This window comes from Streptomyces sp. NPDC051286 (assembly GCF_044455345.1).
Lineage (GTDB): Bacteria > Actinomycetota > Actinomycetes > Streptomycetales > Streptomycetaceae > Streptomyces.
In genome coordinates this window covers 176942-201617 of the sequence record NZ_JBITER010000008.1, presented here as the reverse complement: position 1 = coordinate 201617, position 24676 = coordinate 176942, and the positions used below count along the sequence as shown (strand labels likewise).

Annotated in this window: 23 protein-coding genes and 2 pseudogenes; 15 read left to right on the top strand and 10 right to left on the bottom strand. The window is 70.1% G+C overall.

Going from position 1 to position 24676, the window contains the following annotated elements; all coding sequences use genetic code 11:
• Positions 1–191: 191 nt before the first annotated feature.
• From ACIBB8_RS11410 to ACIBB8_RS11395, 4 genes are all read right to left on the bottom strand, one after another.
• Positions 192–1439 carry an ABC transporter permease gene (locus tag ACIBB8_RS11410; protein ID WP_398950842.1) on the bottom strand — a complete coding sequence of 416 codons (1248 nt, stop codon included), beginning with the start codon at positions 1437–1439 and terminating at the stop codon, positions 192–194.
• A gap of 14 nt (positions 1440–1453) precedes the next feature.
• On the bottom strand, positions 1454–2176 hold the full coding sequence (locus ACIBB8_RS11405; protein WP_398950840.1) for an ABC transporter ATP-binding protein: 723 nt from the start codon (positions 2174–2176) through the stop codon (positions 1454–1456).
• Complete coding sequence (locus tag ACIBB8_RS11400) at positions 2173–3591, bottom strand: efflux RND transporter periplasmic adaptor subunit (RefSeq protein WP_398950838.1); 1419 nt, start codon at positions 3589–3591, stop codon at positions 2173–2175. Before ACIBB8_RS11400 ends, ACIBB8_RS11405 begins: the two co-directional genes overlap by 4 nt.
• A gap of 95 nt (positions 3592–3686) precedes the next feature.
• Entirely contained in the window at positions 3687–4178 is a 492-nt protein-coding gene (locus ACIBB8_RS11395) for a hypothetical protein (protein WP_398950836.1), read from the bottom strand.
• Positions 4179–4346: 168 nt separating this feature from the next.
• On the opposite strand from ACIBB8_RS11395, the gene ACIBB8_RS11390 reads away from it, so the two are divergent.
• The 3 genes from ACIBB8_RS11390 to ACIBB8_RS11380 all read left to right on the top strand — a co-directional run bounded on the left by ACIBB8_RS11390 (position 4347) and on the right by ACIBB8_RS11380 (position 6424).
• Positions 4347–4808 (top strand): peptidase inhibitor family I36 protein, encoded by a 462-nt coding sequence (locus ACIBB8_RS11390; protein WP_398950834.1) that lies wholly within the window; start codon positions 4347–4349, stop codon positions 4806–4808.
• Between the two features lie 110 nt (positions 4809–4918).
• Positions 4919–5875 (top strand): hypothetical protein, encoded by a 957-nt coding sequence (locus ACIBB8_RS11385; protein WP_398950832.1) that lies wholly within the window; start codon positions 4919–4921, stop codon positions 5873–5875.
• Between the two features lie 345 nt (positions 5876–6220).
• The gene (locus tag ACIBB8_RS11380) at positions 6221–6424 is read left to right on the top strand and encodes a LuxR C-terminal-related transcriptional regulator (RefSeq protein ID WP_398950830.1); all 204 of its coding nucleotides are present in this window, start codon (positions 6221–6223) and stop codon (positions 6422–6424) included.
• 481 nt (positions 6425–6905) lie between these two features.
• Here ACIBB8_RS11380 and ACIBB8_RS11375 read toward each other — a convergent pair whose 3' ends face one another.
• A complete protein-coding gene (locus ACIBB8_RS11375) occupies positions 6906–8471 on the bottom strand; it encodes a serine protease (RefSeq protein WP_398950828.1) in 1566 nt (521 codons plus the stop codon).
• A 144-nt stretch (positions 8472–8615) separates the two neighbouring features.
• Between ACIBB8_RS11375 and ACIBB8_RS11370 the strand changes: the two genes are divergently transcribed.
• Together ACIBB8_RS11370 and ACIBB8_RS11365 are read left to right on the top strand one after the other, a co-directional pair.
• A complete protein-coding gene (locus ACIBB8_RS11370; RefSeq protein ID WP_398950826.1) occupies positions 8616–9281 on the top strand; it encodes an RNA polymerase sigma factor in 666 nt (221 codons plus the stop codon).
• Positions 9278–10366 carry a CU044_5270 family protein gene (locus ACIBB8_RS11365; RefSeq protein ID WP_398950825.1) on the top strand — a complete coding sequence of 363 codons (1089 nt, stop codon included), beginning with the start codon at positions 9278–9280 and terminating at the stop codon, positions 10364–10366. Before ACIBB8_RS11370 ends, ACIBB8_RS11365 begins: the two co-directional genes overlap by 4 nt.
• Positions 10367–10854: 488 nt before the next feature.
• Here ACIBB8_RS11365 and ACIBB8_RS11360 read toward each other — a convergent pair whose 3' ends face one another.
• Positions 10855–11595, bottom strand: coding sequence for a PP2C family protein-serine/threonine phosphatase (locus ACIBB8_RS11360; protein WP_398950823.1), 741 nt, complete (start codon positions 11593–11595; stop codon positions 10855–10857).
• A gap of 207 nt (positions 11596–11802) precedes the next feature.
• On the opposite strand from ACIBB8_RS11360, the gene ACIBB8_RS11355 reads away from it, so the two are divergent.
• The 4 genes from ACIBB8_RS11355 (at position 11803) to ACIBB8_RS11340 (ending at position 17225) form a co-directional block, all read left to right on the top strand.
• On the top strand, positions 11803–13227 hold the full coding sequence (locus ACIBB8_RS11355; protein ID WP_398950821.1) for an ATP-binding protein: 1425 nt from the start codon (positions 11803–11805) through the stop codon (positions 13225–13227).
• Between the two features lie 229 nt (positions 13228–13456).
• Complete coding sequence (locus ACIBB8_RS11350) at positions 13457–14245, top strand: DUF72 domain-containing protein (protein WP_398950819.1); 789 nt, start codon at positions 13457–13459, stop codon at positions 14243–14245.
• A gap of 320 nt (positions 14246–14565) precedes the next feature.
• On the top strand, positions 14566–15834 hold the full coding sequence (locus tag ACIBB8_RS11345) for an ATP-binding protein (protein WP_398950817.1): 1269 nt from the start codon (positions 14566–14568) through the stop codon (positions 15832–15834).
• A 716-nt stretch (positions 15835–16550) separates the two neighbouring features.
• A complete protein-coding gene (locus ACIBB8_RS11340; protein WP_398950815.1) occupies positions 16551–17225 on the top strand; it encodes a CAP domain-containing protein in 675 nt (224 codons plus the stop codon).
• A 463-nt stretch (positions 17226–17688) separates the two neighbouring features.
• On the opposite strand, the gene ACIBB8_RS11335 is transcribed toward ACIBB8_RS11340, so the two are convergent.
• Positions 17689–18474 (bottom strand): HAD-IIA family hydrolase, encoded by a 786-nt coding sequence (locus tag ACIBB8_RS11335; RefSeq protein WP_398950813.1) that lies wholly within the window; start codon positions 18472–18474, stop codon positions 17689–17691.
• A 99-nt stretch (positions 18475–18573) separates the two neighbouring features.
• On the opposite strand from ACIBB8_RS11335, the pseudogene ACIBB8_RS11330 reads away from it, so the two are divergent.
• A pseudogene (locus ACIBB8_RS11330) lies at positions 18574–19203 on the top strand (phosphoribosyltransferase); the annotation flags it as partial.
• A 273-nt stretch (positions 19204–19476) separates the two neighbouring features.
• On the opposite strand, the gene ACIBB8_RS11325 reads toward ACIBB8_RS11330, so the two are convergent.
• Positions 19477–20217: a polyprenol monophosphomannose synthase gene (locus ACIBB8_RS11325; protein ID WP_398950811.1), complete on the bottom strand. Its 741-nt coding sequence runs from the start codon at positions 20215–20217 to the stop codon at positions 19477–19479.
• Between the two features lie 543 nt (positions 20218–20760).
• On the opposite strand from ACIBB8_RS11325, the gene crcB (ACIBB8_RS11320) reads away from it, so the two are divergent.
• The 3 genes from crcB (ACIBB8_RS11320) to crcB (ACIBB8_RS11310) are packed head-to-tail and all read left to right on the top strand — an operon-like array spanning position 20761 to position 21988.
• Positions 20761–21255 (top strand): fluoride efflux transporter CrcB, encoded by a 495-nt coding sequence (gene crcB, locus ACIBB8_RS11320; protein WP_398950809.1) that lies wholly within the window; start codon positions 20761–20763, stop codon positions 21253–21255.
• On the top strand, positions 21252–21617 hold the full coding sequence (locus ACIBB8_RS11315) for a DUF190 domain-containing protein (RefSeq protein WP_398950807.1): 366 nt from the start codon (positions 21252–21254) through the stop codon (positions 21615–21617). Before crcB (ACIBB8_RS11320) ends, ACIBB8_RS11315 begins: the two co-directional genes overlap by 4 nt.
• Positions 21614–21988 (top strand): fluoride efflux transporter CrcB, encoded by a 375-nt coding sequence (crcB, locus tag ACIBB8_RS11310; RefSeq protein WP_398950804.1) that lies wholly within the window; start codon positions 21614–21616, stop codon positions 21986–21988. The genes ACIBB8_RS11315 and crcB (ACIBB8_RS11310) overlap by 4 nt, the downstream gene beginning before the upstream one ends.
• 518 nt (positions 21989–22506) lie before the next feature.
• Here the strand turns inward: crcB (ACIBB8_RS11310) and ACIBB8_RS11305 are convergent.
• Positions 22507–22710, bottom strand: a complete 204-nt coding sequence (locus tag ACIBB8_RS11305; RefSeq protein WP_358856957.1) for a cold-shock protein — start codon at positions 22708–22710, stop codon at positions 22507–22509.
• Between the two features lie 298 nt (positions 22711–23008).
• Positions 23009–23203, bottom strand: a pseudogene (locus tag ACIBB8_RS11300) (MerR family transcriptional regulator); the annotation flags it as partial.
• 390 nt (positions 23204–23593) lie between these two features.
• Here ACIBB8_RS11300 and ACIBB8_RS11295 point away from each other — a divergent pair.
• Both ACIBB8_RS11295 and ACIBB8_RS11290 read left to right on the top strand, forming a co-directional pair.
• Positions 23594–24070 (top strand): hypothetical protein, encoded by a 477-nt coding sequence (locus ACIBB8_RS11295; protein ID WP_398950801.1) that lies wholly within the window; start codon positions 23594–23596, stop codon positions 24068–24070.
• A gap of 6 nt (positions 24071–24076) precedes the next feature.
• Positions 24077–24649 carry a toxin gene (locus tag ACIBB8_RS11290; RefSeq protein WP_398950799.1) on the top strand — a complete coding sequence of 191 codons (573 nt, stop codon included), beginning with the start codon at positions 24077–24079 and terminating at the stop codon, positions 24647–24649.
• Positions 24650–24676 lie beyond the last annotated feature (27 nt).

Below are 24676 nucleotides of genomic sequence, written 5' to 3'. Positions count from 1 at the left end.
GCCGTCTCTGTTGTCCAGACCAATTCAGGTGCCGCGCGCAGCTGCCCGGGAGCGGATCCACGGCTCTGCGCAGGAGCCCCGCACGGTCACGGCCGCCCAGTTCGCACCGGGCCGGCTGCCGAGGCCGCCCCGGTCATGCCGGGCGCGGAGGTGCGGGCGCCGCTCACCGATGACTGGAGATGTCGCCGACGTCAGCGCCGCAGTGCCTCGGCGGGCTGGATGCGGGAGGCCCGCCAGGAGGGATAGAGGCCGGCCAGGACACCCGTGGCAAGGCCGATCACGGGCGCGGCCAGGACCGTCGCCGGGTGGACGACCGGGGTCCAGGAGCGCGCCGCCGCAACCGCCACCACCGTGACCACCCCCAGCGAGGTGCCGACGAGTCCGCCGAGCGCGCCCAGCGCGCCGGACTCGGCCAGGAACTGCGCCATGACGTGCCGGCCCCGCGCCCCCAGGGCCCGCCGCAGGCCGATCTCGCCGGTGCGTTCCAGGACCGCCACCAGGGTGGTATTGGCGATCCCGACGGCGCCGATGACCAGGCAGATCGCGGCGAGCAGCAGGAAGAGCCGGCCCAGGTCGTCGCCCACTCCCGTCCGCAGGGTCTTCGGATCGGGCGGCGGCACGGCCTTCAGGTACTCGGGGTGGTCGGGCCGCAGCACGGTGGGCGCCAGTTCGGCGACCTGCCGGGCCGCTCCCAGTTCCGTGGCCACCAGCATCGACGCCCCGCCGCCCTCCGGCGGATCCCACACCTTCTCGGCGGTGGTCCGCGGCACGATCACCGACAGCAGCAGGTCCGCCTTGCGCTGGGTGTCGTCGATGATCCCGACAACGGTGAACGGCTGGTCGCCGATGAACACGGCCGGGCGACTGCGCAGAGTGGTGATGCCGAGCCGGGAGGCCACCCCCGAACCGAGGACGGCGACGAACTCGCCGTCCTCGTCCATCCTCCGGTCGTACAGGCGCCCCTGGGAGACGGTGGGCTGAGCAGCCTGGAGGACTCCCGGGGAGGCCGCGACCACGTCGATGTCGGAACCCTGTGTCCCCGCCCCGACCAGAGCGGCCCGCACCTGGGTGTCGGCTCCGGTGCGGACGGTCCAGTACACGCCGGCGGCCCGGACGCCGTTGAGCCCGCCGATCCGGTCGTCCGCGTCCTCGGGGAACGCGGGCCCCGCATACGGGTCCTGCTCGGCGGCGACGTCCTCGACCGTCACCTCCGTCGCGGTCAGCGCGTTGAAGCGTCCGTCGATCTGCGAGGACGTGGTCGCGGTCAGGCCGAGGATCGCCACGAAGGTGCCGACGCCCAGGACCGTACCCAGCGCGGTCAACGCCGAGCGGCCGGGGCGCTGGAGCATGCCGGCGAGCGCCTCGCCCAGCAGGTCCCGCAGGGGCAGAACGGACAAGGGCACGGTCCGCCCGGGTGTGCGGCTGCCGGGTCGGAGCACGCGGCGCAGCCGGATCACAGCGCCTCCGGTCCGCCTGCGGGAATCCCGGCGAGCTGCTCGCGAAGGACGCCGTCCCGGATCGCGACGGTACGGCTGCCGCGCCGGGCCACGTCGGCGTCGTGGGTGATGACCAGCACCGTCATGCCGCCCGCATGCAACTCGTCCAGCAGGGACAGCACGGAACGGGCGTTGGCCGTGTCGAGGTTGCCGGTGGGCTCGTCGCACAACAGCAGGGCAGGACGGGCCACCAGGGCGCGGGCGATCGCCACCCGCTGCCGTTCGCCGCCCGACAGCCGGGTAGGCACCGCGGCGGCCCGATGACCGAGGCCCACCCGCTCCAGCGCCTCCCGGGCGTTCGCGCGGCGCGTCCGGTGGGGCGACCCGTTGTAGACGAGCGCCAGCTCGACGTTCTCCTGAGCACTGCGGTGCGGCAGCAGATGGAACGACTGGAAGACGAAACCGATCCGCCGGCCGCGCAACGCGGTGCGTTCGGCGTCTTTGAGGATGGAGGTGTCCAGACCGTCCAGCAGGTAACGGCCCCCGGTGGGGCTGTCGAGCAGGCCGACGATGTTGAGGAAGGTCGACTTGCCGGACCCCGACGGGCCGACCACGGTCACGAACTCCCCTCGCCGCACGGTCAGATCGCACGGCTTGAGGGCCGCGACCGGCGGCGGGCCCGGATAGGTCAGCCCGACCTGCCGGAACTCGATGACGGGCGTGGCGGGTTCGTACGTCACGGCGCCGTCCCGCCCGCCGCGTCCGACGGCGACCGGCCCGCGTCGACGCCCGTGACCACCAGGTCGCCGGCCTTCAAGGCACCCTTCCCCACCGGCTCCACGGCGACGTACCCGTCACCGCTGGTCCCGGGGCGGACCTCCACCCTGCGCTGCCGCCCCCCGTCGTCCGCCACCGTAACCACGGTGCGGCCGTCCGCGCCCGAGGTAATCGCGGTGACAGGCACCACCAGAGCCTTGTCGCCGGTGGACGCCGCCTCGATGGTGAGCCGGACGTCCTGGCCGGTCAGCCGGGCGTCGAGGGCCTTGTCCGGCGTGATCCGCACCAGGTATCCGGACTCCCCTCCGACCCCGCCGGCCGCGCCATCGCCCTTGTCCCCGCCGTCACTGGAGGACTGCCCCCGCATGGTCATGGCGTCCGCGACCGAGGCCACCTTTCCCGTTGCGGTCACCCCGCTGAGCTCGGAGTGGATCTCCACCGGCTGGCCGGGACGGAGCAGCCCCTTCTGGTACTCGGGTATGTACGCCTCCACCAACAGGCGCCCCGACGAGACGACCATGGCGGTGCCCGTCACCTGGTCGCCGACCCGGCCCTGCACCGAGCCCACCCGGGCCGGAAAGCCCTCTAGGAAAACCGCCTCGCCCGCGGGAAGCATCGGGCCGGACTGTGCCTGGGCCTCGTCGTACGCCTGCCGAGCGTCGGCGAGATCCTCCCGGGCGCGGTCGACGGCCTTGTCCGGACTCCCGCCGCCGTCCGTCCCGGCGCCCTCAGCGTCCTCCAAGGCGCGTTCGGCGCCCTTCACCGCCTCCTCGGCGGCGTCCAGCGCGGCTCCGCCGTCGTCCTGGGCAGGCCGCGGGTCGTAGCCGATCGACGCGTAGAAAGCAGCCAACGCGTCCTTGGTCCCCGCGCCGAAGGTCCCCTCCGGGTCGCCCCCGGTCCCGTTCCCGAGGTCCCGCAGCGCCTTCTGGAGCTGGGCGACGTCCTTCCCGGTGGCACCCGGCCGCAGGTCCCGGTAGACCGGCACAGTGCCCTTGAGCGCGAACACCGGCCGTCCGGCGACCTCCAGCAGCACCTGCCCCTGCTTCACCTCGGACCCGGCCTGCGTCGCGATCTTCGTGATCACCGCGCCCGAGGCCCCTTCTCCGCCCGAGATCTGCGGGGCGATCCTCGCCGTCTGTCCCGCGACCACCTGGCCCCGGGTGATCAGCGACGACACCAGCACCCGGTACTCCACCGGAGCCGTCAACACGTCCCTGGGCGGCGGTCCGGCCTCGGCCGCCGCCTGTGCGGGCGACTTGATCACCAGCGAGGCGCCCAGTCCGCCCAGCGCGACCAGCGCCGCACCGGCGGCCACGACGACCACCCAGCGGCGGCGCCTACGCAAGCCGTCGGGCGAACCCGCCGCCTCCGGCTTCACGGCCCCCGCCCCATCGCCCGTCCCCGTCACAGCCCGACGCTCCCCGGCACCGACGACCACCCTCGTCCTTTCCCTTCACCCTGCCGACCACCGGCTCAGCCGCCGACGACGGCGTCGCCCACCCCGGCGTTCTTCGGCCGGCAGTCCCGCAGCGCGGCGCGCAGCTCCGGGTCCTCCGAAACCCCCGCGGACTCCAGGTCAACCTCACCGGTCTTCGGGTCGGGGTCCGGATAGTCCTCGAAGCCCTTCTCCCGTACGCAGGCGCTCACCTCGCGCGCCGCCGCCAGGTCCTCCTCGGAGACCGGCGCATCGGGTATCGCCTTCTGAAGGTCCCGGCATTTCTCCTCGGCCGCCACGGCCACCGCCTCGTCCGTGTTCTTGTCCTTGTCCACGCGGAGCTGGCCCGGGTTGGGCGTCTCCAGAACGAGTCCGTTCTTCTCCAGGCAGCGGTAGTAGGCGATCTCCTCCGCGCTCACCGTCTCCGACGGGCTCGCCGCCGGTTCGGCCGCCCCGTCGGCCGAACCGGCGCAGCCGGTCAACGCGAGAGCCGCCAGAACGGCTCCGCAGACGAGAAGGGTAGGGCGCATGCGGCGACTCCTGAGCTGAAACCACGCACGGGAAACGGCGGGGGGTGTGAATTCGGCTCGTTGACGGCCGACTTGGCGGTCCGCTGCGAGATATTCGGGCAACCTACCAGTCCATCACAGGCGCCACTACTGTCCCTCGCGCCAGTAGACACTCCGCCAGGTGGCGGGTTGGATCACCTGGCGTTCCTGCTCACGGACGACCCGGAATCCCACCAGGAGGACATGATGTCCAGAAGCACGACCCACCGCCTCGGGGCGCTGGCGGCCATCGCTGCCGCGACTGCCGGTCTGCTGATCAGCACCACGACCAGCGCCGCAGCCAACTTCAAGGACGGTGTCCTCGAGACGAACGAGTTCGGCCTCTACTACAACTCCGGCTACGTCGGCTGTGTCTTCGACGTCTACGACAGTGACAGCAACTTCTCGGACGACAAGTTCAAGGGAAACTGCAACGGCTCGGGCCAGACCACCAACGACAACACAGCTTCCTACTGGAACCGGGACAGCGTCTTCGACTACTACGTCTACACGGACGCCAACTACCACGGGTCCTGGGGCACCATCCCGCGCAGCTACAAGGGCAACGCCTCCAGCACCTTCAAGAACGCGATCTCCGCGACCAACAGCTGAGGACAGAGCTCGCCTCATCCGACATCGCAGCGTACGGCCGATGTTCCGCCCCGTGCTCTCGGGTGGAGTAGCGGCCGTATGGCTCTTTCCGAACTCCTCCGAGGACCCGAATGCCCTCTCCTCTTGTCCGGCGGATCGCCCCCGCGCTCACCGCTGCGTGCACACTGCTGTTGACCTCCTGCGCCGACACCACCGAGTCCGGCAGCACGGTCGGCGAACCGGATCTGGGGGAGATCCCGGTCATGCTGGAAACAAAGCAACTCGAATTCCCTCTGGGCGCCTACGAGGCCACCGCCGACGAACGGCAGAAGCTCAACAGCGCGCAGGAAGCTCTCGTGGTCCAGTGCATGTCCCGGTTCGGATTCGCCCACACGCCGTCCCCGCAGCAAGCGGCCCCGGCAACGGACAACCGCTACATCTTCGGTGTGGTCGACGCCAAAGAAGTCGCCCGGTACGGGTACCTGAACCCGCTGGCCACCGGCGCCGCAGGACGGCAGCGTCCTCCCCGGCCTGCCCTGTCCAGCACTGAGCAACTGGTCCTCAGCGGTGCGGACGACGCCAACCCGCAATCCATGCCGATGAGCCAGGAGGCCGCCCAACGCGAAGGCGGCAGTGGCCAGAAGGTCAACGGCCAGGCCGTTCCCGTAGGCGGCTGCAGCCGCGAGGCGTTCCTTAAGCTCTACGCACCGAAGCCGAACGCCGTGGACATCATGTACGTCTTCAACCTCAGGAGCGAGGCGGAGTCCCAGACCCGCGCGGACAGCCACGTGCGAGAGAACGACAAGAAGTGGTCGGCTTGCATGAAGAAGGCCGGATACTCCGTCATCGACCCCATGGACGCGTCCAACGAACTCGGCTTCCAGAACGAGGAGCTGTCCTCGCCCGCCGCCATCGCCGCGGCCGCAGCGGATGTCGCGTGCAAGAAGAAAGTCAACCTGGCCGGCGTCCGCTACGCGGTGACCACCGCGTACCAGAAGCGGCTGATCGACAAGAACGCCGAGACGCTGAACCTCGCCCGCCAGCAGCACGGGGACCGGATGAAGCTGGCCGCCACGCTGCTCTCCTGAGAGGCGCCAAGCACGTCGGCATCCGTTTCACCCCCGACCCAGGTGGAGTGTGCCAACCCGCCTGGAACACGGCCACGTTCGCGCAGTCCGGCAGCAGGTCCACGCTGTCAGGGAACCCGTTCATGCGGTCGAATTGTGCGCGATGCACGCCGGACTCCAAGGACCGACACGGCGCCTGGATAAGCAGCCCCACCCCGGGGAGCTTTGGAGGTACCAAGGACCGAGCGCGAACGCACTGTCCATGATCACGGACATGTGAACATGGAGAGCATGTCCGCAACAACTTCTCCACATTCAAGCGAGTTGCCGGCAGCCTCGCCGTCACCACTGGCTGCAGCCCTCGCCATGACCGAGACACTCACCAACAGGGAAGCCGAGGTCTTCTTGCTGCTGGCACACGCCCCGTCCTACGAGGAGTTGGCAGAGCAACTCGGCATCAGCCGCCGCACCGTGCGGTTCCATATCGAGAAGATTCGGCACAAGCTCGGGCCCCTGCAGTACCACCAGCTCTGCGCGGCCTCCTACCTGCACTCGCTCACAACGGTTTGAGAGACAAACACTGGATCACGCTCTCGAGAGCTGCCTTCATCCAGAAATGCACACATGAGCTGCCGACTGAGGGCTGTCCCATCCGCCCGGTGAGACGTGCGGACCGCTTCCGGAGCCGCGTTGACCATGCCGTGCCCCGTCCGTGCCCTTCGGAGCGGCGAACAGCGGTCACACACGGCGCCCAGAGACCCCGCCGCTCCTCGCCCTTCACGCCAGACAGGCAGGTCAGAGACGTTTCCGCGCCGCGAAGGCCGGTGACTCCCAGGCTTGGAGCGCGAGTTCGATTCTCGTCACCCGCTCCATGAAGAAGCCCCCGGCCCACGGCCGGAGGCTTCTTTTGTTCAGACCAGTCGCGGGTGGCGTGACCTCTCTGTGCACCAACAGTGCGGCGAGGGCTCAGCGACGCATGAGACGAGCCGCCCGCCCCGGCTTCCCCTGCGGTAGGGAGCCCACTCCCTACCGCGGGGAGGCCGTTACGGGGTCATCGGGTCCGGTAGGCGTCGATGATGGTCTGGGTGAGGGTGTTCCCGTCGGTGTCGGTCAGCTCCGCGCGCAAGGAGACGCCGGTGTCCGCGTGCGGGTTGCGGATCGTGACGGCGCCGTCCTCGACCGGAACCCGGGTCCACGAGGCGCCGTTGTCCACGGACACCGAGACTGCCAGCGAGCGCACACGTCCGTCCGCGGCGGCGCCCAGCACCGTGACGGGCACACGGAGTGCCGCGTTCGCCGCCGCGGTGCCGGTCGGGCTGAGCTCGGGCGAGAACCGCACGACACTCACCGGCACCGGGGTCGGGCCGGTCGTGGTGAGCGAGGTGAAGGTCCACGACGCGGTCACACGCGTGGCGGTGCCGGGCGCACCCTTGCGGTTCACCGTGCTGGTGAGCCGGTATGCCGCGCGCCCCGGTGGCACGGTGAATTCGGCTCGTCCGGGGGCGCCTGTCTTGGTCCCGACGCGCACGCCGTCGCGGTGAAGAGTGGTCGAGGCCGTGCTGTACGGCGGTGACCACGGCACGTGGCCATCGCCGTCGGCGAGCAGCGGGACATCGACGGTGACGCGGTCGCCGTCGCGAACCACGCCGGGTCGGCCGGTGAGGTCGGGGCCGAAGACGGCGTTGTCGAAGGTGTGCGTGGTCGTGCCCCCGGCCCGCACGGCGACGCCATCGGCGCTGTAGCGGCTCGATGCCGCGCCGGGCGTACCGGGGACCGAGTAGGAGATGTCCCAGGTGCCGCGTTCAGGTGTCACGAGGTAGGTGGCGGTGCCGGGGGTCGCCAGCATCTGGGCGACGCCGACGGTCGGTCCGGCACTCGGTTGCAGGTCGACGGACGCGGTCCCTGCGGAGCCCGGCCGGGCCGCGCCGCGGATCTGCACGGTGGCCAGGTCCTTCGGGGAGGGGTGCCGGGTGAGCCCTGTCAGGGCGCGAGGGCCGGTGAAGGTATAGCCGAGCGCGTAGCCGGCGGTCTCGGTCGTCCAGTACGCGTCGAACCACTGCTTCACCGATCCGGGTTCACTGTCGGGACCCAGGTGCGCGACGCGCAGGTTCGAGCTGGAGTTGATCAGGTTGGCGTCCCGGGTGGTGCCGTCGTGCGTGACCTCGACGAACATCGCGCTGTGCAGGAAGCCCGCGGAGCCGTCGGGCGGCCGTACGTCGACGGGGACGGTGGTCCGCGCGTCGACGGTGATGGTGGTGTCGCGGTCGAGATCGAGGCGCGGTTGGACGATCCAGTCCGTCCCGTCTGCTTCGTTGCCTGTGGTCAGGGAGCTGTCCAGGAGATACCGGCCCCGGGGCAGGCGCACGGTGGTCGTACCGGAAGCGTCGTACGGATGGACGGCCTCGTCGGCACCCGCGCCGGAGATTCCGGTGACGTTGGTGGCGTAGTTCCCCGTCCTGTGGCCGGTGCGGTCGAGGTGAGTGATCGTGAGGGCGTACGTCGCCGGCTCCGCGGCGAAGGCGGTGGTGTCCCATGCGGGCGTCGCGCTGCCGACCAGGGCGACGGCGACAGCCAGAGCACGGAGGACACTCCGGCGGGGTACGGAAGAACTGTTCATGACCTGCACTGCGCTTCCGGGCACCGGCGTTCCCGTGAGCTGCGTCACGCCGGGTGCGGGGGCGCGGCCCCGGTGGCGGCGCGTGTGGCGCACGTCACCGGAACCGGCGCAACGGACGTGGCAGAGCAGAGTGTGGAATCACTCATGAGGAATCGCTTCCGCCGCGGAGACCGCGACGCCTTGGGAGAGCTGTACGACGAGCACGCCCAGGTGCTGTACCGCTATGCCCTGCGGGTGACGGGCGACTGGGCGGAAGCCGAAGACGTCGTCTCGGCGACCTTCCTGGAAGCATGGCGCAGCCGGGAGAAGCTGCGCCCCGACGGGGACAGTCTGCGCCCGTGGCTGCTGGGAATCGCCACCAACATCATGCGCCGCAACGCACGCGCACGCCGACGCCGTGAGTTCGCGCTCGCCCGCGTCCCGGAACGCGGTTCGATTCCGGACTTCGCCGACGACCTCGTCACGCACCTCGCGGATGCCGAGCAACTGCGCGCCGCGCACACCGCACTCGCCCGCCTGCGGCGGCGCGACCGGGAGGTCTTCACGCTCGTGGTGTGGGCCGGCCTGGACTACGCGGCCGCGGCCGACGCACTCGGCGTGCCGGTCGGCACCGTCCGGTCACGCCTGTCCCGCGCCCGTACCCGACTGCGCGAGCTCGCCGGCACCGAAGCGCGCGCCGCACGTTCGCGGACCACGCGGGCCGGACGGCCGGCCGCGGCGGAAAGCAGGGAACACTCCGCCAGCCCCGACAAGCCAGTACCGGGCCGCATCCCCGTCGCCCGGCCGTTGACCCAGGAGAACCACGGATGAACACCTCCCCGCGGCGCCGTACGCATCACCGGTCCGAGGAGACCGAACGCCTCGGCCTCACCGGCCTGCTGCCCCCGCCACCGGTCCCCGGCCTGGGTCCCGACCGCGAACTGCTGCTGAAGGAAGCGCTGCTGCGCAAGGCTGCCGCCGCCGAACAGCCCGGCGTCCTCACCACCCGGGCCCCGCGCCGCCGCCTGGTCCGGGTACTGGCACCGGCTGTCGCCTGTGCCGTGGCGGTCTGCGGCGTCGTGGCCGTGAACCTCGCGGACACGCCCAAGCGCGACAACACCGCGGTCACGCGCGGCGGCGCCCCCCACGCACCCGAAGTGACACAGCTCCTCGACCGCATCGCGCTCGCCGCCGCCAAAAGGAAGCAACCGACGGTCCGTGCCGACCAGTTCGTGTACATCGAGAGCAAGGTCGCCTACGCCGCGCAGAGCGCCGGAGGAGGCCCCGTGACCATGGCCCCCGTGCACACGCGGCAGGTGTGGTTGTCCGCCGACGGCAGCCGCCCCGGCCTGCTGCGCGAGGGGGGCGGGCCTGACACCCCGCTCGGCAGCGACGCACCCGTCCACACCCTCGACGGCCCAGGAGCGACGCCCCGGCCGAGCACCGCGCACAGGGCGGACCCGTCGATCAACAACCCGACCCATCAGTACGTCGCGTCGCTGCCCACCGACCCCGACGCCCTGCTGAAACTGATCCGGGACGAGACCCGCGGACAGGGCCAGGACCCGGACCAGCGAGCATTCACCGCGATCGGCGAACTGCTGGCCGAGACCTGGGCACCACCGCAGGTCAGCGCCGCGCTCTACAAGGCCGCCGCGAAGATCCCCGGGGTCACGGTGATCCATGCGGTCGTCGACGCCACGGGACGCGAGGGCGTTGCCGTCGCCCGTACGGCACACGGGCAGCAGACGCAGTGGGTCTTCGACCGGACCACGTACGCGTTCCTCGGTGAACGCACGGTCCTCGCCGAAGCCGGCGACGCCGGCCCGGCCGGGACCGTTGTCGGCACCTCCGCGGTCCTCACCAAGGCCGCGGCCGACCGCGCCGGCGAGACTCCGGCGCCGACGACCATGTAGCGGGGCAGACATCCACACGGCCGCCCCGGATCGCGGTTTCGCCGGGGCGGCAGCTACCGGCTCCGATCCGCTCAGGAAGCCTGTGCGTGGACGCGGAACCGATCAGTTCCTGCTCACCGGCACGTGGTGGCCCACGATGTTCCGGGTCGCCTTCGTCCCCAGGTGAACCGCCGCCCGTCATTTCCGTGGGTCACGGCGTGGGAACCGCACACCCGGTCCCCAGCCCGCTCGTGGGAGACCGGGCCCGGATGCCGGGCTGGACGGGGCAGGAGGAGGCAGGACGGTTGCGCGGCGAAGCCTGACGCTGCGCGGCCCGGATGCCCTGGTGGTGACGGGTGCCGTGAGCGCCGTGCTCGGGTTCGTGCTCCTGAGCTGCGGGCGCATCGCCTCCCGAGCGCGGAGCGGGTGACGGGTTCGGCTCTCGTCCCCCGCTCCGAGCAAGGACCCCGGGCCGACGGCCCGGGGCTGTTGCGACGGCCCACTCGCCACTACTCGCCGATGCGCACCATCGCGAGCGTGATGTTGTCGGGGCCTCCCGCCTCGATAGCGGCCTTCCACAACTCGAAAGCGGCCCTGCCGTCGTTGTGCACGCGCAGCAGACTGTCGAGTGCGTCCTCCGTCACCGGGTCGGTCAGCCCGTCGGTGCAGACCAGGTAGCGATCACCTGCGGACAGCGGCGCCGTCGTGACGTGGGGGGTGATGGCGCTGAACCGGCGGGCGCCGCCCAGCGCCTGTGTGACAAGTGACGTGGTGCGCCGGCCCGGCGGCAACGGCGGGCTGTCGTCCACGCTCACCTGGCGGAGTCCGTCCCGAGTCGCGTCGAGCACCCTGCTGTCGCCGACGTTGAAGGCGAGCAGCGACTCCGCCAGCACGACGGCGCCCGCGACCGTGGTCCCCATGGTGACCAGTTCCGGATTGCCGTCGGCGGCTGCGTACACCGCGTCGTTGCAGACATTCAGAGCGTCACGAACGGCTTCCTCACTATCCAACGACGGACCGAACGACGCGAGTTGGCGGACGACCAACGCACTGGCCACTTCGCCGGCGGGCTGCCCGCCGATCCCGTCGGCAACCGCGACGACGAGTGGCGTGCCGAGCGGGAACAGCAGCGTCTGCGGATTCTCGGTCACGGTGCCGCACAGCGTCCACGGTCCGACAACGAGGCTGTCCTCGTTGTGATCGCGAATGAGCCCGGTGTGGCTCAATGCAGTGACGGCTATGTACGACATCGAAGGGCCCCGCTCTCCGCAACGGCAGGCGCGTCCCGCATCTCCATTGTGGCGCCGTGGGCACGCGGATGACGCGGCCCCGCCGAGCAGACTGTCGCGCGTGTGCACCACGGCACCGGACCGCGCCTTCGCGGCGTCAGACTTTACTAGCGGACGAGATAGTATCTTCCGCGCTACCATCTTGGTGGATAGTCAGGAGGGACCGCCGTGCACCGCTTCATAGGCCGGGCCCGGGAGCTGCGCATTCTGGGGCGCACGCTCGACGAGGTCCGGGCTGCCGCAGGGTCCGCGAAGCCTGGACAATGCACGCTGCTCCGCGGTCGGCGACGGGTCGGGAAGTCCAGCCTGGTCGAAGAGTTCCTGCAGCGAGCCGGGGTGCCGTATCTGTTCTTCACCGCGGCCGGCGGGTCGGCCGCGGACGAGCTCGCCGAGCTCGCCGATGCGGTGGCGACCTCCACCCTGCCGGAGCGCGGCCTGTACGCCGAAGAAGCACCGAGCCAGTGGAACGCGGCCTTCAGACTGCTTGCGGAGATCGTGCCCGAGGACAGTCCGAGCGTGGTCGTCATCGACGAGGTTCCGTACCTCATGGACCGCGTCGACGCCTTCGAAGGCATGCTGCAGCGAACCTGGGACCGCCTGCTCAGTCGCAAGCCGGTGCTGCTGCTCCTGATCGGTTCCGATCTGTCGATGATGGAGGCGCTCGGCAGCTACGACCGGCCCTTCCATCAGCGGGGGCGCGACATGGTCCTGGGTCCGCTCAACCCGGCCGACATCGCCGAGATGCTCGACCTGGACCCCGCCACCGCCTTCGACGCCACGCTGATCACCGGCGGGCTCCCGATGCTCTGCCGGGAGTGGCGCCCGGGGGCCTCCATGTGGGAGTTCCTGACCAACTCGCTGGAGAATCCGACCTCCGCCCTCCTGGTCTCCGCGGAACGCTCACTGGCCGCGGAGTTCCCACCCCAGGCGATGGGCCGGGAAGTCCTCCGCGCGATCGGCACAGGGGAGCGGACCTTCAGCAACATCGCGCGGGCCGCCGGAGGCATCGCGCACAGCACCCTCAGCCGGGCCACGGAACTGCTCATCGACAAGCGTGCGGTGGCCACCGAACTCCCGCTCTCCCTGCGCCCGTCCAAGGAGCGCCGCTATCGGGTGGCGGACTCCTACATGCGGTTCTGGCTGGCCTTCGTCGAACCCCACATGGCGGAGATCGAGCGCCTGCGCGGGGATCTCACGCTTGCCCGGATCAGGGACCGTTGGACCACCTGGCGCGGACGCGCGGTCGAGCCGCTGATCCGCGAGTCGCTCGCACGCGCCCTGCCCGACGGCCAGTTGCCCGCCGCACCGGCCATCGGCGGCTACTGGACGCGCAGCAATGACGTCGAGATCGACCTGGTGGGCGCCGACCGACAGCCCGTCGCCAAACAGCTGCTGTTCCTCGGCTCGATCAAGTGGCTGGAGACCTCGCCGTTCGACGGGCACGATCTCACTGCACTGCACAGACACCGGGCAGCCGTCACCGATGCTCCTGTCCCGCTCGTCGCGGTCTCGCGCTGCGGTGTCGCCTGTTCGGGGCTGCAGGCCGTCTACGGCCCCGAAGATCTGCTCGCCGCGTGGCGCACGCACCGCTGAGCGACGGCGTGCGGCACACGCCCGTACCCGTTCGTGCCGCTCAGGACGGTGGACAGCTGTCGCCAGGAGCGTCCGGAGCAGTGCGCGACGAGATCGCTCCGCAGCTTCAAAGGCGCGCTGCCGGATACGCCGCGCCGCTGACTCCGGCCCTGCCCGTCCGTGCCTCCACCACGGCGCACTCGCCCGGCGAGGCGTTACGGCCTTCGGCCTCAGGGGCAGGGATCGGACCATGCCCATGCTCGTCGGAACCTCAGGGTGGCAGTACAAGGACTGGCGCGGCGTTCTCTATCCCCCCGGGCACCCGCAGCGGCTGTGGCTGGAGGAGTACGCCCGGCACTTCGCCACCGTGGAGAACAACAACGCCTTCTACCGGCTCCCCACGGCGGAGATCTTCGCCTCCTGGCGGGAGCGGACGCCGCAGGGGTTCGTCATGGCGGTCAAGGCCAGCCGCTACTTGACCCATCTGAAGCGGCTGCACGATCCCGAGGAGCCGGTGCTCCGGCTGATGGAGCACGCCGAGGGTCTCGGCGACCGCCTGGGACCCGTGCTGCTCCAACTACCTTCGAACTTCCGTGCGGACATCGGGGCTCTGGACGCCTGCCTGAGCTGCTTTCCCGACGGGGTACGGGTGGCCGTCGAACTCCGGCACACCTCGTGGTGGGAGGCGGAGCGGGAGCTCCGGGCGGTGCTGGAACGGCATGGCAGCGCCCTGTGCTGGGCAGATCGCTGGTCCCGCCCGGTGACGCCGCTGTGGCGTACCGCGTCATGGGGGTACGTACGGTTTCACGGCGGCATCGCGGAGCCGCCGCCGCGCTACGGCCGCCAGGCGTTGACGTCCTGGGCCCGTCGCATCGTCGACGCCTGGCCCGACGAGGACGATGTGTATGTGTACTTCAACAACGACCTGGGTGGTGCGGCCGTCGTGGACGCCGTGAAATTCGCCCGCGCAGCGGCCGCGTTGGGCCGGACGGTGAGCCGTACGCCTCCCGGAGCCCTGCCGGGACAGTCCACGTCCTGAGGGTTTTCCCGCCGGGCTCTGGTTGTTCCGGGTGCGGCGGAATCGGATCGGCTCGCCCCGCAGGTGGCCGGATCTCCCCCAGCACGCCGCGCCGGACAGCGATCCGCTCCGCATCCGGCCGCGCGGCACCGGCCGAGGGGTGAATTCCCGTACGCGGGGCGTGGCTTGAAGCAGCAGTCTGCTCGCCCGTCACGATGAGGCGGGCCGCACCGGTGGGCCCTTCGCCCGGCGCCCCGGTGCGACCGTATGCCGTTGATTGGCGACCGTGCCGGACCTGGCTGATGATGGAAGTTCAAGGAGCGACGTCCAAGGGCTGGGCCATGGCTGTGTGGCATGTGCGGGACTTCACGCCGGACGATCTCGAATCGGTGGTGCGGCTCGACGCTGAGAGCACCACGACCGACCAGCCCGCTGTTTTCCGCCTGTCCGAGGTCGTCGCCGCGGTGCAGGCGCAGCATCCCGGCGTCGTCGCGGTGGCCGACGGGCATCTCGTGGGCGCGGCGGTGGGGCGGGTGGACGGCGACCGGGCCTGGGTGCTGCGTATCGCCCTGCATCCGGCCTGGCGGAACCTGGGGCTGGGCACCGCGCTGCTCTCCGCCCTGGAGCGCCGCCTGCAGGGCGCCGGAGCCAAGATCGTCGCCGCGGTTCTGCCCGAGGAGGAGACGGGCGCCGCCGCGCTCGGCCATTCCGGGTTCCGGCAGCATCGGGGGCTGACGTACTTCGAGAAGGTGCAGTCGGTGACCGCCCAGGACTCCGCGATCCTGTCCTCGCTCGGGGCGACGGTGCCCGCGGCCGGGCTCTGGGAGAAGCTCTCGGGTATGGCGGACGAGAAGCGGCTCGTCGAACGCCGGCTGGTGCTTCCCCTGGCCAACCCCGAGCTTGCTGACGCGCACGGCGTCGAACCACCCCAGGCCGTCGTACTGTTCGGCCCCCCGGGTACGGGCAAGAGCACGTTCGCCAAAGCTGTGGCAAGTCGGCTCGGCTGGCCGTTCGTCGAGCTTTTCCCCTCCCGGCTCGCGCTGGAGGACGGGCTCGCGCACGGACTCAGCCGCCGCTTCGAGGAGATCGCGCAACTCGACCATGCGCTGGTCTTCATCGACGAGGTGGAGGAAGTCGCCGGCACCCGCAACCTCGCCGACCCCATGTCTGTCGGCGTGGTCAATGAGCTCCTCAAATCGATCGTGCGGTTCCGGGACCGCGACGGCAGGCTGCTCATCTGTGCCACCAATACGGTCGCCGCCCTGGATCCGGCCTTCCTGCGGCATGGCCGATTCGATTACGTCCTGCCCGTCGGTCCGCCCGACCACGAGGCCCGTAAGGCCCTGTGGACCAGCTATATCGCCAAGACCGGGACTGAAGCCGACACGGCCGTGCTGGCCGACGCCAGCGAGGGATTCACCCCCGCCGACATCAAGCAAGCCGCCCGTACGGTCGCCCAGTCCGTCTTCGAACGCACCCTCGACACCGGGGAGAGGGCCCAGCCGACCACCGAGGACTTCCTCCACACGATCAGACACACCCGTCCCACCGTCACCACCGACATGGCCCTGGAGTTCGCCGACCACACCATCCGCTACGGCCGCACCTGAAGGCCCGCGCCGACATGGATCCGCTCCGGCGGGCCCGGGTGCCGGGCAGTCTCCGAACGGCACCGGCAGGCGTTTCCGGATGATCGCGGGGAGGCGTACGAAACCCGGCGCCGCCGGAGAACGCACCGAGCTCGGGCGGGGACGGGTACGCCCGGGCGCCCGCGGATGCGATGCCCGGCCACAGCCGGGGTGATCCTTTTGCCCGCCCGGCTCAGGTGATCTTCCTTATCGCCTTTCGGGCACCATTCCTTTCCTTGCGCACTCACGAACCGCACGTTGCACGGCGTGAAACGAAAAGAGAAGGCGCATTCATTCGCCGGTGACATCTCCCACATCGATGTTCGGCAATGCGGTCACCGAATAGTAGTTATCACGACGGCGACTTGATGAGATTTGTCCGACTTGATGTCACATGCCCCGCACGGGGTGGGCCGGAATCCGAACGGGCGGGTGGTCGCGCCCGTTCCTTCGGCAGGCAGAGAACCCTGACGACGCAACAGGACTTCTCGCGGCCCTGGGAGCCGGACAAGCACGACCGGGCGACCATGGCAAGGGCCGGCCATTACTACGAAGCTCGATAGTCATGAGGCGTGTTGCCCCGCCTCGCGGCAGTTCCAAGAATGACGGCCGCACAGCATCTCCACAGCTCAAGCCGAGGAACTGCGCTGAGGCCTGCCCTACCGGGGGCGCTTGGCGATTACCGAGCGAGGTCACGCATGAGGAAGCACCGCAGGAAGAAGTCCTACCGGCCGATAGCCATCGCTGTCGTCGCAGCGGGAGCCGTGGGTATCCCCTCCGCGGCCATGGCCTGTCTGGGCTCTCCGGAGGACGCGGGCAGCCGGCCCTCCGCCCACTGGGAGACCGTGAGCTCCGCGCACCACTGGAAGACCCCGAGCTCCGCTCACCACTGGACGGCCGGCCCCCGGGGGCAGAAGCCGACTGCGAGTGCGCCCACGAGCCCTGCGGCGTCCGCAGGCGCATCGGCAGCACCTGCCCCGACCGCCACCCCCGCGTCCGCGGACACGGCCCGCGTGCTGGCGCTCGTCAACAGCGAGCGCGGCAAGGTCGGATGCTCGCCGCTCACCGTCAATGCCAAGCTGACCAAGGCTGCGCAGGACCACAGCAAGGACATGGCCGACCACCGGAACATGTCCCACACGGGCTCCGACGGATCGTTGCCCGGCGACCGGATCACGCGTGCCGGTTACACCTGGAGCGCCTACGGCGAGAACGTCGCCTACGGCTACTCCACACCCGAGTCGGTGATGAATGCCTGGATGACCAGCCCGGGCCACAAGCGCAACATCCTCGACTGCACGTATAAGGAAATCGGCATCGGACTCGCACAGCCCGGCCATTACTGGACGCAGGATTTCGGAACGGCCCGATAGCCGACCGGGAAATCCTCGGTGGTCGCCGCGTCGCTCCCGGTCGCGCTTCCGGCGTCGGTTGCCGGTGCCGGCTGATGACATGCGGACTCCACCGGTGTGTGTGATGCACGGAGACCGGAAAAAGGGCGTTCTGAGGGTATGACTCGCGGGCGGCGGAGGCGGGTGGTCAGGCACGGCGCGGCGCGGCGGGCACATCCCTCGGACGGTGGCGGGAGGTGGGCGGGTGTGTCCGTACGGTCGTGGCACGGGGCCATGTCCGGCTGGCGGGCCCGCCCGGACGCCTCGACCGGCCGCGCCGCCGTGGAGGCCGCAGCCGGTACGGAGCCGGGCGGCGCGGGATGATGCGTGCATGACCGACGACCAGCTGGGCCTGGCACTGCCCTACGCCGACCGTGCCGGCCACCGGCAGGAGTGGCTGCCGCATCGTATGCGCGACAGCGACTGAGGACTGAGGCCACAGGGCTCATCGGCCCAGAAGGGCCGGGAGGTCGGCGAAGGAGTCGAGGACGTGGTCCGGGATGCCGGTGGCGGAGCGGTGTGTCTCGGGCAGGTACTTGCCTGTTCTGACGAGGACACCCGTGATGCCGCACCGCTGGGCCGCGAGTACGTCGGTCTCGATGTCGTCGCCCACCATCAGCGTGCCGGACGCAGTGGCGCCGAGGTGGGCCAGAGCGGTGGCGTAGAACGCCTCGGCGGGTTTGCCGGTGATTTCCGCCTCGGTCCGGGCGGCCCGTTCCAGCCCCGGGAGGAAGGCCCCGGTGTCCAGGGCGAGACCTTCCGCCGTACGCCAGTACAGGTTGCGATGCATGGCGATCAGCCGGGCGCCGTGCTGGAGGTGGCGGAACGCGGCGTTGAGCGACGCGTAGTCGAACGCGTCGCCCGCGCCTCCCAGGACGACCACGTCCGCGGGAGCGCTCTCCCCCACGTCGACGACGGTCACGCCCGTCAGGTCCTCGCTGACGTCGCCGCTGTTGAGCAGCGCGCACCGGGCACCTGGGCAGTGGGCGCGCAGGTACGCGGCGGTGACGGCGGGCGCGGTGAGGATGTCGTCCTCGCCGACCGGGAAGCCCGCCGCGGCCAGCTTCGCCGCGATCCGGGCACGGGTGCGTGAGGTGGTGTTGGTGACCAGGGCAAACGGGAGTCCGGCGGCACGCAGCCGCTCCAGGGCGGCCACCGCGCCGGGCAGCGGTTCCCAGTCGACGGTGAGCACGCCGTCGATGTCGATCAGTACCGCTCCGGTCCGTTCCATGGATCGACCGTCGCCGACTTGCGCGGGCGCCGCAAATGGGGTTGCTTCGAAGTGGGTGCGTACGTGCCTCTGTCTCCCCTGGGTCGGAGGTGAACCACCGTGCTGTTCACCGATCGCACGGATGCGGGCAAGCAGCTCGCCGAAGCGCTCCGGCATCTGCAGGGGGAGGAAGAGGGGGAGAGACCCGTCGTTCTGGGGCTTCCCCGTGGCGGGGTCCCGGTCGCCGCGGCGGTGGCGACCGCGCTCGGCGCACCTCTCGATGTGATCGTGGTCCGCAAGCTCGGTGTTCCGTACCACCGTGAGCTGGCATTCGGTGCCATCGGGGAGGGCGGGGTGCGGGTGATCAATGAAGACGTCGTACGCCGCGGAGGGATCAGCCGCGGGGACATCGCGTCGGTGGAGCGCGCGGAGACGGCGGAACTCACTCGGCAGGCACGGCAGTTCCGGGGCGACCGGCCGCAGTTGGAGCTGGCCGGCCGTACCGCGATCGTGATCGACGACGGGGTGGCGACCGGCGCCACGGCCTCGGCCGCCTGCGAGGTCGTACGGGCGCAGGGCGCGGCCCGGGTGGTGCTGGCGGTTCCGGTGGCACCCGCGGACACGATCGCCTGGCTTCGTACACAGGTGGACGATGTGGTCTGTCTCTCCACGCCGGCCCTCTTCTCGGCCGTCGGCGAGTGGTACCGGGACTTCTCCCAGACGGCCGACGAGGAAGTTCTCGCCCTGTTGAAGGCTTAGAGCCTGTCGGGTGACCTCTGATCGGGCGGCCACGCCCTGGCACGCGCGCTTCCGGCGTTGCCAAAATGCCCTGGTAGCTCCGCTACAAGGCCATCCCGGCGCCTTGGAATCGCACGCGCCATGCCGCGTCCGCTCTCCGATCGAAGGTCACCCGACAGGCTCTTAGACCGACCGGTCCGCGCCGTACGTTCCCCGGCCCGGGCGCCGGTGCCCCCTTCGGGGTGCCGGGTCCGGTGTCCGGACCCGGTACCCTGCCGCGGTTGCTCAGTCCTGCTTGCCGAACCGCAGCTTCCACGGCGCCACCGCCGACTCGATCTGCACGCGCAGTCCGAGCTTCGACTCGCCGTTCACCCGCTCCTCGAATCGGATCGGGACCTCGACCATCCGCAATCCGCGCCTGACCGTGCGGTAGTTCATCTCCACCTGAAAGGAATATCCATTGCTGCGGACGGACGGCAGATCGATCGATTTCAGGGTGTCCGCCCGCCATGCCTTGAACCCGGCGGTGGCGTCCTTCACATGCAGTCGCAGAATGGCATTGACATAGAAATTGGCCCAGGCGGAGAGTGCCTTGCGGTGCCAAGGCCACTCGGTGGCCAGCGAACCGCCTTCCACGTAACGGGACCCAATGACGACTGCGGCATTCTCGGCGAAGAGTTTCTCGACCATGACCGGAACCACCGACGCCGGATGGGAGAGGTCCGCATCCATCTGAATGACCACGTCCGCTTTCTCCGCGAGCGCACGCGTCATCCCGGCCACATAGGCACGCCCGAGCCCGTCCTTCTCGGTGCGGTGCAATACCCCGACCAGGCCCGAGGTCTCGGCCGCGAGCCGGTCCGCCACATCCCCGGTACCGTCGGGCGAATTGTCGTCCACCACCAGAATGTGCAGGTTCGGCAGGTGCAGATCCTTGAGCAGATCGACGAGGATCGGCAGATTCGTCCGTTCGTTGTAGGTGGGGACGACCACCACAATCCTCGGGGAGGTCTTCTCCACGGCCATTCCCTTGCGCTCTCTCGTGCTCTCGGGGGTTTCCAGACATTCTCGGGGGTTCTCCGGTGTTCCGCGCTCCCGATCCGCGCGAGCCTAGCACCCGCCTCGTGCCCCTAAATGGGCAAAACAGTGTTCTCCGGATTTCCCTCCCGCCCTCGCGACACCTTGGGGACGCTGACAGGCGGAGCCCCGGAGCCCTATGGACCTCTTCCGTCACCGAATCGGAGTCGTGCCATCAAGCGCCCGCAGAGTCCGGTCACTTTGAGCGCGGCGGCATATCCCGGGGACCGTTCCGGACCGGATCCGGAAGGCGGCGCGGGACAACGCACCTCGTGCCGCTACGGGTTATGGCCCCGGCCCGGCAGCTGCCGGCCTGCGCCGGGCGGAGCGTTCGGCCGGGCGATAGTCTGGTGCGAGCAGGGACTGGTGACGGTTGCTGCGCGGCGGTGGGGCCCGCCGCACCCGAACCGCGGCAGCAGTGCCGCCAACGGTCCCTACTTGCGGTGGAACGTGCTCGCGTCCGGGCACCCAGCAGGTAGGAGACATGTGCCCATGGGAGCCCAGCGGCCCCGAGCGACATCCGTGACGGATGGCCCCGACGGCACCCGGCGTGTCGCGCCCGTACCCGGGCCGCGCAGCCGGCAGCCGGGCGGGCAGTGGCCCGTCCTCGGCGTCATCGCCCTCGGCGGCGCCGTCGGAGCGACCGCCCGGTACGGGGCGTCGCTGATCTGGAGCACCCCGCCGGGCGGCTTCCCGTGGACGACACTGGTCGTGAATGTCCTCGGATGCGCGGTGATCGGCGTGTTCATGGTCCTGATCAGCGACGTGTGGGCGGCGCACCGGCTGGTGCGCCCGTTCTTCGGCACGGGGGTGCTGGGCGGGTTCACCACGTTCTCCACGTACGCCGCGGACATCGAACGACTGGTGGATGGCGGCCGGGCCCGTACCGGCATCGCGTATCTCGGGCTGACGCTGCTGGCGGCGCTCGCCGCGGTGTGGAGTGCGGTGTGGGTGACCCGCCGCGTGCTGGCGTGGAGGCAGCCATGACGAGGGAGACGGAGCCGGCCGGGGCGGCCGAGCGGGGGCTGCGCCTGACGGTCCTGGTCGGGGAGTCCGACGTCTGGCACCACCGCCCCGTCTATGCGGAGATCGTGCACCGGGCGCACCGTGCCGGATTGGCGGGTGCGAGTGCGTTCCGTGGCATCGAGGGGTTCGGCGCCTCGTCGCGGATCCACACCCAGCGACTGCTGTCGCTGAGCGAGGACCTGCCGGTGGCGGTCGTGATCGTGGACACCGAGGACCGGATCCGCGCGTTCCTGCCGCTCATCGATGAACTGACCGGGGACGGCGTCGTCGTCCTCGACGCGTGCGAGATCGTCCGCCCCCGCGACCGGGAGGAGGGCCGGTGAGCTGGCTGCTGGTAATCGTCGGCGCCGCGATCGGCGCCCCGCTCCGCTATCTGACCGACCGTGCGGTCCAGGTCCGGCGCGACACGGTCTTCCCGTGGGGGACGTTCGCGGTGAACGTGGCGGGATCCCTGCTGCTGGGGCTGCTGACCGGCGCGGTGGCGGCCGGTGCCGCCTCGTCGCAGGTGCAACTGTTCGTCGGTACGGGGCTGTGCGGGGCGCTGACGACGTATTCGACGTTCGGTTACGAGACGCTGCGGCTGGCCGAGGACGGGGCGAAGTTCTACGCGGCGGCCAATGTCGTGGCGAGTGTGGTGGCGGCACTGGGCGCGGTGTTCGCCGGGGTCGCGGTCGCCGGGGCGCTCTGGCACTGACCCGCAATCACTCTCCCCGTGTACGCCACACGGGTGTGCCGTCGCCCGACCGGCAACGCGCGCTCGCCGAACGCGCTGTGCGGGTAAGGGACTTCATGATTCCTTCGACCCGGCCCGCGCGGCTCCGGTCAGGCGGTGCGGCGCACCGGTGCCGGGCGGCGGTTGCGGCGGCCGCGGGACGACGGGCCGCCGCGGTTGCCGAAGCAGCAGTCGTTCGTGCGCGTTGAACTGTTCAAGGAGAACTCTTCCTCGACACGGCGGTTATCGAGGAATTCCGCGCGGCAGCGAAGTGGCGCAGGAATCGCAAGAACGGGCCGATGAAATGCGTGGACGAAGTCCGGCTGCGAAAAGTGAGCCGTGTCCGGCACGGCGGATAATAAACCGTGTCTGTCACAGGGACGGGGCAGGCACACAGGTGCGGGCCCGGAAAAGCGACGAGCTGGGACCCGCACCCGAAGGTGCGGGTCCCAGTTGCGGACGCGCGCCTCGGCGCGCCAGACGCTGGAGCGTCTGCAGGATCACACGGGGGTGATGTTCTCCGCCTGCGGGCCCTTCTGGCCCTGCGTGACGTCGAAGGTCACCTTCTGGCCTTCCTGCAGCTCACGGTAGCCACTCGCGGCGATGTTCGAGTAGTGGGCGAAGACGTCAGGGCCGCCACCGTCCTGCTCGATGAAGCCGAAGCCCTTTTCCGCGTTGAACCACTTGACGGTGCCAGTAGCCATGTCTTTTCTCCTTCTGGGGCAGTGCCCGGGGACCTCGCACTGTGCCGGTCCCGCGTCGCCGCAATGATTACCCCGTCCGGAATGATGATGCCGGAATTACAAAAGCGCGCCCACCAGCCAATTGTGGCGACAAGAGCACTTGGAGTTTTGGGAACCACAACCGCAACTGGTATCCACCGTAGCACGATGCAAGCGACCGCGCGCGGCGTGTAATTACACTCCGCCCGACACGCCATAAACCCTCATCGCGCATTGCATAAAACTCTGCGCTTGCGACAACGGATATGTGCTCCCGGCCTCAGGACCCCGAACCCGCCACCGGCCGGCGCAGCTCCGCACCGAGGCGCGGGGTGTCTTCGGGCTGGTCCTCCAGAACGACGGTGCGACAGGCGGCCTCGGCCGGCGTGCCGCCGTCGACGAGTTCGCGGGCACGGACGGCAATGCGCAACTGGTAGCGGGAGTAGCGGCGGTGGCAGCCCTCGGACCGCAGGGGCGGCGGACACTGATCAGCTGGTCTGTTGATGGGGGAGTGATCAATGGTCATAATGCATGAGTAGCCCTTCACGCATCCCCCGTCGTGAAGGGCTACAACGTGTTGCGGGCCCGAACGTGTGGCCGATCCCGCGGACGCACGACGACTTCACGGGCAAGGGACTCCCCTCGTGGTCCCTTGCCCATGTTTTTTCGAGTTAACAGTGACGTAGAGTGTTTATGCAAGCCCACTCCTGACAGCGGAGCAGGATGTTCCGCTATGTCTCGCCCGCTTCCCCACGCTGCGGACCCCTCATCCCGGTTGGTTACAGTACGAGCCCGTCGACCGGATCCAGGCAGGCGCAGCGTCTCAGGGGCGCGCGTGCCGGCGGACGTGAACGTGGGGGCCCCGATGGACAACGGCGAAGAGCGCACGCCGGAGCTGCGGACGCTGCAGCAGAAGGTCGAATACATGGTGCAGGAGACCTTCCCCGGCCAGAAGATCTCGGGGCGGGTCTTCGCGGACCTGGTCAGGGAACGCGGCGGCTCGCTGTCGCACAGCTACTTTTCCAACATCCTCGCCGGGAAGGTCACCCAGCCGTCCGAGGACATCCTCAAGGCCCTCGGACTGGGCTTCGGCGTCGACTGGCGCTTCTTCAAGGAGGAGTCCGAGGTCGTCGACGACGTCGTCGCCGGCCTGCGGTTCCTCGCGAAGCGGCGTACCGGGGAGATCAGCGGGCTCGCCGGACGCGGCCTGGCCGACGACGGTCTGCCGCCGGAACTCCTGCAGTTCGCGCTCTCGCTCCTGGAGGACGCGAAGAAGCGGCCCGGCACCCCCGCCGACGGCGAAGGCGGCGGTTCCGCCGCCGCCGGCCCATCGGCGCAGTAGGCCGCCATGTCCCTGCGCAAGCTGCGGAAGGAGTGCGAGGCCGGACTGGCCGACCTTCCGATCCCCGCGCCGTTCTCGATCGCCGGCCTGGTGGCCAACATGGAGGCGGCCCGGGGCCGCACCATCATGCTGCACGAAATGCCCGACCGGCTGGCGCGCGTCAATGCCGCCTGCGGTCTGCGGCTCGCCTCCGGCTCGACCAGCTTCGTGCTCTACCGAAGGCGCCCGACCGTGTACCAGACCCAGCACGTCATCCTGCACGAGCTGTGCCACGAGTGGTTCGACCACGGCACCTCGCTCGACGCGGACCAGCTCCAGCGGCTGCTGCCCGTCTTCGACACGTCCCTGATCTCCCGGGTCGTGGACTCCGGTGTCGCCGACGCGCTGCGCGCGGGCGACTCCACCGTCCAGGCCCGCGCCCAGTACGACACGCATGACGAGCGGATCGCCGAGTTCGGCGCCTCGCTCATCCCCCGGATGGCCAGGGACGTGACCAGCGACGACATGGTGGGACGCCTCGCCAATTCGCTGTCGCGCCCGGTCGCACACCGCCGCCGCGGGCTGCTCCGCCGTACGTGACCCCTTCCCCGTCCCCTTCCCCCACCC

Excerpts from the sequence above, each read along its gene's own strand:
- ACIBB8_RS11395 (WP_398950836.1), bottom strand. The coding sequence starts at position 4,178 with ATGCGCCCTACCCTTCTCGTCTGCGGAGCCGTTCTGGCGGCTCTCGCG.
- ACIBB8_RS11385 (WP_398950832.1), top strand. The coding sequence starts at position 4,919 with ATGCCCTCTCCTCTTGTCCGGCGGATCGCCCCCGCGCTCACCGCTGCG.
- ACIBB8_RS11380 (WP_398950830.1), top strand. The coding sequence starts at position 6,221 with ATGACCGAGACACTCACCAACAGGGAAGCCGAGGTCTTCTTGCTGCTG.
- ACIBB8_RS11375 (WP_398950828.1), bottom strand. The coding sequence starts at position 8,471 with ATGAACAGTTCTTCCGTACCCCGCCGGAGTGTCCTCCGTGCTCTGGCT.
- ACIBB8_RS11370 (WP_398950826.1), top strand. The coding sequence starts at position 8,616 with ATGAGGAATCGCTTCCGCCGCGGAGACCGCGACGCCTTGGGAGAGCTG.
- ACIBB8_RS11365 (WP_398950825.1), top strand. The coding sequence starts at position 9,278 with ATGAACACCTCCCCGCGGCGCCGTACGCATCACCGGTCCGAGGAGACC.
- ACIBB8_RS11360 (WP_398950823.1), bottom strand. The coding sequence starts at position 11,595 with ATGTCGTACATAGCCGTCACTGCATTGAGCCACACCGGGCTCATTCGC.
- ACIBB8_RS11350 (WP_398950819.1), top strand. The coding sequence starts at position 13,457 with ATGCCCATGCTCGTCGGAACCTCAGGGTGGCAGTACAAGGACTGGCGC.
- ACIBB8_RS11345 (WP_398950817.1), top strand. The coding sequence starts at position 14,566 with ATGGCTGTGTGGCATGTGCGGGACTTCACGCCGGACGATCTCGAATCG.
- ACIBB8_RS11340 (WP_398950815.1), top strand. The coding sequence starts at position 16,551 with ATGAGGAAGCACCGCAGGAAGAAGTCCTACCGGCCGATAGCCATCGCT.
- ACIBB8_RS11335 (WP_398950813.1), bottom strand. The coding sequence starts at position 18,474 with ATGGAACGGACCGGAGCGGTACTGATCGACATCGACGGCGTGCTCACC.
- ACIBB8_RS11325 (WP_398950811.1), bottom strand. The coding sequence starts at position 20,217 with ATGGCCGTGGAGAAGACCTCCCCGAGGATTGTGGTGGTCGTCCCCACC.
- crcB (WP_398950809.1), top strand. The coding sequence starts at position 20,761 with ATGGGAGCCCAGCGGCCCCGAGCGACATCCGTGACGGATGGCCCCGAC.
- ACIBB8_RS11315 (WP_398950807.1), top strand. The coding sequence starts at position 21,252 with ATGACGAGGGAGACGGAGCCGGCCGGGGCGGCCGAGCGGGGGCTGCGC.
- ACIBB8_RS11305 (WP_358856957.1), bottom strand. The coding sequence starts at position 22,710 with ATGGCTACTGGCACCGTCAAGTGGTTCAACGCGGAAAAGGGCTTCGGC.
- ACIBB8_RS11295 (WP_398950801.1), top strand. The coding sequence starts at position 23,594 with ATGGACAACGGCGAAGAGCGCACGCCGGAGCTGCGGACGCTGCAGCAG.
- ACIBB8_RS11290 (WP_398950799.1), top strand. The coding sequence starts at position 24,077 with ATGTCCCTGCGCAAGCTGCGGAAGGAGTGCGAGGCCGGACTGGCCGAC.